The 7,077-nt window shown below is 63.0% G+C and carries 6 protein-coding genes; 3 read left to right on the forward strand and 3 right to left on the reverse strand.

Features of this window, described 5'->3' with window-relative positions:
- Both I8N66_RS35045 and I8N66_RS35050 read right to left on the reverse strand, forming a co-directional pair.
- Nucleotides 1-388, reverse strand: a 388-nt coding sequence (locus I8N66_RS35045) for an MFS transporter (RefSeq protein WP_291164448.1), incomplete at its 3' end; no start/stop codon positions are given.
- A gap of 166 nt (nt 389-554) precedes the next feature.
- Nucleotides 555-1,463, reverse strand: coding sequence for a LysR family transcriptional regulator (locus I8N66_RS35050; RefSeq protein ID WP_291164451.1), 909 nt, complete (start codon nt 1,461-1,463; stop codon nt 555-557).
- Between the two features lie 120 nt (nt 1,464-1,583).
- Here I8N66_RS35050 and I8N66_RS35055 point away from each other — a divergent pair, with 120 nt between their 5' ends.
- Complete coding sequence (locus I8N66_RS35055; protein ID WP_291164452.1) at nt 1,584-2,576, forward strand: aldo/keto reductase; 993 nt, start codon at nt 1,584-1,586, stop codon at nt 2,574-2,576.
- A 60-nt stretch (nt 2,577-2,636) separates the two neighbouring features.
- On the opposite strand, the gene I8N66_RS35060 is transcribed toward I8N66_RS35055, so the two are convergent.
- Nucleotides 2,637-3,584: a neutral zinc metallopeptidase gene (locus tag I8N66_RS35060; RefSeq protein WP_113538802.1), complete on the reverse strand. Its 948-nt coding sequence runs from the start codon at nt 3,582-3,584 to the stop codon at nt 2,637-2,639.
- A gap of 253 nt (nt 3,585-3,837) precedes the next feature.
- Between I8N66_RS35060 and I8N66_RS35065 the strand changes: the two genes are divergently transcribed.
- Together I8N66_RS35065 and carB are read left to right on the forward strand one after the other, a co-directional pair.
- Nucleotides 3,838-4,866 (forward strand): zinc-dependent alcohol dehydrogenase family protein, encoded by a 1,029-nt coding sequence (locus tag I8N66_RS35065; RefSeq protein WP_291164456.1) that lies wholly within the window; start codon nt 3,838-3,840, stop codon nt 4,864-4,866.
- Nucleotides 4,867-5,082: 216 nt separating this feature from the next.
- Nucleotides 5,083-7,077: carbamoyl-phosphate synthase large subunit (gene carB, locus I8N66_RS35070; protein WP_291164459.1), on the forward strand; the 1,995-nt coding region annotated here is incomplete at its 3' end.

Consider the following 7,077-nt stretch of genomic DNA (forward strand, 5'->3'; position numbering starts at 1 on the left):
TGATGTCGGCGATATAGGCCGAGGCCGTGCCGAAGCTCGCGCCGCTGATGCCGGCGAGGACACGACCGATGAACAGCATCCAATAGCTGGTGGCGAGCGCGCAGATCAGATTGTCGAGTGCGAAGGTGAAGACGGACGCAAGCAGTACCGGGCGCCGTCCGAAGCGGTCGCTGAGGTTGCCGATCAGCGGGGCGAAGAGAAACTGCATCGCCGCATAGACGAGCAGCAGCCAGCCGCCATCGATCGCCGCCTCGCTGACGCCCGAACCGGTCAATTCCTCGAGATAGGTCGGCAGCACCGGGACGATGATCGCGATGCCGATGATATCCAGGAACAGGATGAGGAAGACGAGGAACAGGCCACGTTGCACAAACTTCTCGTCGAGCATGCAACCCCTCCCCCGAGCGTCTGCCCCGAGGATGGGGACAGAACGTGAACAAAACGACCAATTTAGGTGTAACGGATCATTTCGGCCGAAACAATCCGTGAACAACTCAAATTATCTGATGGGACTATCGCGGTGGTTGATACGTCGGTTGACGTGCTGCTTCTTGTCAGCCGTTTTTGCGACGCTGTTCGAGCTGCAGGAAATCCACGAAGGCGCGCAGCGCCGCCGGCATATGTCTGCGGCTTGCGTAGTAGAGAAACGGGCCGGAAAAGCTCGTCGTCCAGTCGCCGAGGATGGGCACGAGCCGCCCCGCGGCGATTGCGGGGGCGACGAACTCTTCGAAGGTTCTGATGATCCCGAGCCCATCGAGGGCAGCACCGAGTTCGAGGTCGATCGCATTGGCGGTCACAACCGCCGGCGGTGCGATCGTCAGTGCCGTATCACCCTCGCCGAATTCCCAGGGAAGAGAAATGCCGCTTGAGAAACGGTGGCGAATGCAGGCGTGCTCGAGCAGATCGCGCGGATGCTGCGGCATGCCCCGCCTGGCGAGGTAGTCCGGCGCAGCGGCGGTGACATAGCGTTGGCGGCGCGGCCCGATCGGTATGGCGATCATATCGCGTTCGACCCGTTCCTCGTAGCGCACACCAGCATCGAAGCCGGCCGCCAGAACGTCGACAAACCCGTCTTCTGCCGTCACTTCCAGGGCGATTGCCGGATGCTCGCTGAGGAAGCGGCCGACAATCGGTGGTAATATCTCCCGGGCGACGATGGTCGGAACATTCAGTTTCAGCGTTCCCGCCGGACTGTCGCGCATCTCGTTGACCTGGTCGAGCGCCCCGGCAATTTCGCCGAGCGCAGGCGTCAGCCGATCGAGCAGCCGCATGCCCGCCTCCGTCAGCGTTACGCTGCGGGTCGTGCGGTTGAGCAGGCGCACCTGCAGTTTCGCTTCAAGCCGCCGTAGCGCCTCGCTGAGCGCGGACGCAGAAACGCCGCGCGTCTTGGCAGCGGCGCGGAAGCTGCGCGCGGCGGCAACGGCGGTAAAGGCATCGAGATCGGCAAGAGGAAGATCGTTCATTGTGCGAAATTTCGTACAAGGCGTTCGGTTGATATCGGATTATCGCACGACGCAGAGCGAAGTAAACAAGAGACCGAGCAAACGGCCGGCAGATTTCGGCCTTGTCGAAGGAGAACGAGAATGGATTACGTTTCACTCGGAAAGACCGGCCCCTCGGTCTCGGCGCTCGGCCTCGGCTGCATGGGCATGTCCGGCATGTACGGCCCGGCCGACCGTGCCGAAAGCATCGCCACCATCCACGCCGCGCTGGAGGCTGGCATCACGTTGCTCGACACCGGCGATTTCTACGGCATGGGTCACAACGAGATGCTAATCGGCGAAGCGCTGAAGGGCGGAAAGCGCGAGAAGGCCCTGTTAAGTGTCAAGTTCGGCGCCTTGCGTGACGCCGCCGGCAACTGGTCCGGCTATGATTCCCGCCCGAAGGCCATTCGCAACTTTCTCGCCTATTCGCTGCAACGCCTTGGCGTCGATCATATCGATATCTACCGCCCTTCGCGGCTCGATCCGGATGTGCCGATCGAGGACACGATCGGCGCGATCGCCGACATGGTGAAGGCTGGCTATGTCAAGCATATCGGCCTCTCCGAAGTCGGTGCCGAGACCATTCGTCGTGCGGCTGCCGTCCATCCGATCTCGGATCTGCAGATCGAATACTCGCTGATTTCGCGCGGGATCGAGCACGAGATCCTGCCCGCCTGCCGACAACTCGGCATCGGCGTCACGGCCTATGGTGTTCTCTCACGTGGCCTGATCAGCGGCCATTGGGAGAAGGGCGCCGCCGGCAAGGGCGATTTCCGCGCCATGAGCCCGCGTTTCCAGGAGGGCAATATCGACAAGAACCTCGCCCTCGTGGAAGCGCTGAGGCAGATCGCTGAAAAGAAGGGTGCTTCGGTGGCGCAGACCGCGATCGCCTGGGTGGCCGCCCAGGGCAAGGACATTGTGCCGTTGATCGGAGCACGCCGCCGCGACCGCCTGGCGGAAGCCCTTGCCTCGCGCGACGTCCATCTCAATGCGGGCGATCTCGCGGCGATCGAACTGGCGGTTCCGAAAAACGCCGCCGCGGGCGCCCGCTATCCCGAGGCGCAGCTCGCCCATATGGACAGCGAACGTTGAGGCAACAAAAGAAAGGGCCGGCAATCGTGCCGGCCCTGACGGTTTCTTGGCTTGGGGCAATCAGACGCCGCCCGAGAACGTGTCGCAGGCCGACATCTTGCCGCTGTCGAAGCCGCGCTTGAACCAGCGCATGCGCTGCTCGGACGTCCCGTGGTTGAAGCTTTCCGGAACGACGTAGCCCTGCATGCGCTTTTGCAGCGTGTCGTCGCCGATCTGGGTGGCGGCGTTCAGCGCCTCTTCGAGGTCGCCTTGCTCGAGCAGGCCCTTCTGCTCCGTGTATTTGCCCCAGACGCCGGCGAAGCAATCTGCCTGCAGCTCGACGCGGACGGACATCTGGTTGGCCTCGGTCTCGCTCATCGACTGGCGCATCTGGTTGAACTTCGGCAGGACGCCGATCAGGTTCTGAACGTGGTGACCGACCTCATGCGCGACGACATATGCCTGGGCGAAATCGCCTGAGGCATCGAACTTCTGGGCGAGCTCGTCGAAGAAGCTCATGTCGAGATAGACCTTGTGGTCTCCCGGGCAATAGAACGGCCCGGAGGCGGCAGAAGCGAATCCGCAGGCCGAGCGCACCTGGCCGCGGAAGAGCACCATCTTGGGCTCCTCATACTGCTTGCCGTTCGCCTGGAAAATGCCGTTCCAGGTATCCTCGGTCTCCGCGAGCACCGTCGCCATGAATTGCTTCATTTCCTCTTCCTGGGCAGAGCCGCGCGGTGCCGGCGAGCCGTCGCTCTGCTCGAAGCCAGGCTGCTGTACCTGACCGCCGCCGCCTTCCAGCACCTGCAGCATGTCGATGCCCATGGCCTTGAGGATGAAGTAGAGGATGACGAGGAAGATGATCGTGCCGAAGCTCATGCCGCCGCCGGCGCGCCGCATGCCGCCTCCGCCGCCCGGCATGCGGAAACCACCGCCACGGCCGAACGGATTGCCGCCGAGTCCCCCATCCGGGCTCGAGCCGCGCTGGTCTTCGATATTCTCGGATTGGCGGCGGCCTTTCCACTCCATGATCTGTCCTCCGGCGCTGTGCAAACAGGCATTGTCGGTACGTACATTTATAAGACGGCCCTAACGTCGTTGTAAAACGCAATCGCCACCCGTAAGTTCGCGATCTCGCCAATCTTTTTTGCAGCGCCAGCGAGGCGCCGCTTCGGACGCCGGCAGTGAAATGCACGCCGGCCGAAGATGGCACCGCTTGCCTTGACGCCATATCGCTTTGCCGCTCCTATGCCATGGCGGACAGGAGCGAGGAGGAGCGTTCATGAAGGCGTTGCGGCTTGAAGGAATCGGTCGGCTCAGCGTGGTCGAAGTCGAAAAGCCCCTGCCCGGTCCACAGGACCTGCTCGTCCGGGTCGAAGCCTGTGGCATCTGCGGCACCGACCGGCATCTGCTGCATGGCGAATTTCCCTCGAAACCGCCGGTCACCCTTGGTCATGAATTCTGCGGCATCGTCGAAGCCATAGGAAGTGAAGTCTCGGATATAGCAATCGGCGCGCGCATTACCGGTGACCCCAACATCGCCTGTGGCGCTTGCCCCCAGTGCAGCACAGGACGTGTCAACCTTTGCCGCAATCTGCGGGCAATTGGCATCCACCGTGATGGCGGCTTCGCCGACTATGTTCTTGTGCCGCGCAAGCAGGCTTTCGAACTGCCCCGGGCCCTCGATCCGGTCCGCGGCGCCTTCTGCGAGCCGCTGGCCTGCTGCCTGCATGGCGTGGACATGTCAGGCATTCGCGCAGGCTCATCCGTCATCGTTCTGGGTGGCGGAGTGATCGGCCTGCTGGTGGTGCAGCTCGCCAGGCTCGCGGGCGCCACCACGGTGATCCTGTCGACCCGACAGGCGGTGAAGCGTCGCCTCGCCGAAGAGCTAGGTGCGACCGCGACCTTCGATCCCTCCTCGGCCGATATCGTCGAATTCGTCACGGGTGATTCCGGGCTCGTTCCCGGTGGGGTCGATGTCGTCATCGAATGCGCCGGTGTTGCCGAAACCGTCAGGCAGGCGACACGCCTCGCAAAGGCGGGCGGTACGGTTGTCATCCTTGGCGTCATGCCGCAGGGCGAGACCGTGGAGATCGAGCCCTTCGATATTCTCTTCCGCGAACTGCGCGTGCTCGGGTCCTTCATCAACCCGTTCGTACACCGCCGCGCCGCCGATCTGGTGGCCTCCGGAGCCATCGAGATCGACAAGCTGATCTCCCGGCGCGTGACGCTCGATGAGGCCGCGGGCGTCATCGCACATCCGCCGGCAGCGGGCGAAGTGAAGATTCTGGTGATCCCCGGTGGCGCCTGATGCTTTGACGTTGTTTCGGTGCCGCTTCGCAAGCGACAAAGCAGAGCACGCGCAAATATCCCCGCTTCTTGTCGATTCCGGAATTTTCGGGGTTTCGCTTGCAGATACATTTGCCTATAAGCCGCTTCTAGCCTGAAAAGACCCATCAATGCGTGCCCGGCCGGTGACCTCCCACTTTGGCCGGTTTTTCGCGCAGCTAGAAACGGATGACCGACCATGCCGAAGCGCCAAGATATCAAGTCCATTCTTATCATCGGCGCAGGGCCGATCGTCATCGGTCAGGCATGCGAATTCGACTATTCCGGCACCCAGGCCTGTAAGGCGCTGAAGGAGGAAGGCTACCGGGTCATCCTCGTCAACTCCAACCCCGCAACGATCATGACCGATCCGGGCCTCGCCGACGCAACTTACGTCGAGCCGATCACCCCGGAAGTTGTCGCCAAGATCATCGCCAAGGAGCGCCCCGACGCCCTGCTCCCGACCATGGGTGGCCAGACGGCGCTCAACACCGCGCTGTCGCTGCGCCGCATGGGCGTGCTCGACCGCTACAATGTCGAGATGATCGGCGCAAAGCCGGATGCGATCGACAAGGCCGAAGACCGCGCGCTCTTCCGTGAGGCCATGGCGAAGATCGGCCTGGAGACGCCGAAGTCGCGGCTGGCCAACGCCACCGACATCAAGGACCACGACCGCAAGGTGCATGAGGCCGAGCGCGCCGAACTGAAGAGCCGGCTCTCCGGCTCCGATCTCGACAAGGCGCTGGATAATCTCGAAAACCAGTGGAACCTCGGCGAAGGCGATCGCAAGCAGCGCTACATGAACCATGCGATGGCGATTGCAGCGCAGGCGCTCGACGATGTCGGGCTGCCGGCGATCATCCGCCCGTCCTTCACGCTCGGCGGCACCGGCGGCGGTATCGCCTACAACCGCACCGAATTCTTCGACATCGTCGGCAGCGGCCTCGATGCATCGCCGACCACCGAAGTGCTGATCGAAGAATCGGTGCTCGGCTGGAAGGAATACGAGATGGAAGTCGTCCGCGACACGGCGGACAACTGCATCATCATCTGCTCGATCGAAAACATCGACCCGATGGGCGTGCACACCGGCGATTCGATCACCGTCGCTCCGGCGCTGACGCTGACGGACAAGGAATACCAGATCATGCGCAACGCCTCGATCGCGGTGCTGCGCGAGATCGGCGTTGAGACCGGCGGTTCGAATGTGCAGTTCGCCGTCAACCCGAAGGACGGGCGTCTGGTCGTCATCGAGATGAACCCGCGCGTTTCGCGCTCTTCAGCTCTGGCGTCGAAGGCGACCGGCTTCCCGATCGCCAAGATCGCGGCGAAGCTTGCGATCGGCTACACGCTCGACGAACTCGACAACGACATCACCGGCGGCGCAACCCCGGCTTCGTTCGAACCGTCGATCGACTACGTCGTCACCAAGATCCCGCGCTTTGCATTCGAGAAGTTCCCGGGCGCCTCGCCGGTGCTGACCACCGCGATGAAGTCGGTCGGCGAAGTCATGGCAATCGGCCGTACCTTTGCCGAATCGCTGCAGAAGGCACTGCGCGGCATGGAGACAGGCCTTACCGGTCTCGACGAAATCGAAATCCCGGACATGGACGAAAACGGTGATGGCCGCAACGCCATCCGCGCCGCGATCGGCACGCCGACGCCGGACCGTCTGCGCATGGTCGCCCAGGCGCTGCGTCTCGGCATGAGCGAGGCGGAGGTCCACGAGGCAAGCAAGATCGATCCGTGGTTCATCGCCCAGTTCAAGGCGATCGTCGACATGGAAGCCCGCATCCGCGAGCACGGCCTGCCCCAGGATGCCGACAACCTGCGCATGCTGAAGGCCATGGGCTTCTCCGATGCCCGTCTCGCAACGCTCGGCGGCAAGCGCCCGAAGGAAGTGGCGGAACTGCGGAATGCCCTGAATGTGCGCCCGGTCTACAAGCGCATCGATACCTGCGCTGCAGAATTCGCCTCGCCGACCGCCTACATGTACTCGACCTACGAGACGCCCTTCGTCGGTGCCGCCCGTTCAGAAGCCGAGGTTTCCGACCGCAAGAAGGTCGTCATTCTCGGTGGCGGTCCGAACCGCATCGGTCAGGGTATCGAGTTCGACTATTGCTGCTGCCACGCCGCCTTCGCGCTGAGGGCTGCCGGCGATGAAGCGGTCAGGAGCAGCTGCAGGCCGGGGTCG

This window comes from Ensifer sp. SSB1 (assembly GCF_016652895.1).
Taxonomy (GTDB): Bacteria; Pseudomonadota; Alphaproteobacteria; order Rhizobiales; family Rhizobiaceae; genus Ensifer.

Bases quoted from the DNA above. Each gene is read 5' to 3' on its own strand.
- I8N66_RS35050 (WP_291164451.1), bottom strand. From the start codon at position 1,463: ATGAACGATCTTCCTCTTGCCGATCTCGATGCCTTTACCGCCGTTGCC.
- I8N66_RS35065 (WP_291164456.1), top strand. From the start codon at position 3,838: ATGAAGGCGTTGCGGCTTGAAGGAATCGGTCGGCTCAGCGTGGTCGAA.
- I8N66_RS35055 (WP_291164452.1), top strand. From the start codon at position 1,584: ATGGATTACGTTTCACTCGGAAAGACCGGCCCCTCGGTCTCGGCGCTC.
- I8N66_RS35060 (WP_113538802.1), bottom strand. From the start codon at position 3,584: ATGGAGTGGAAAGGCCGCCGCCAATCCGAGAATATCGAAGACCAGCGC.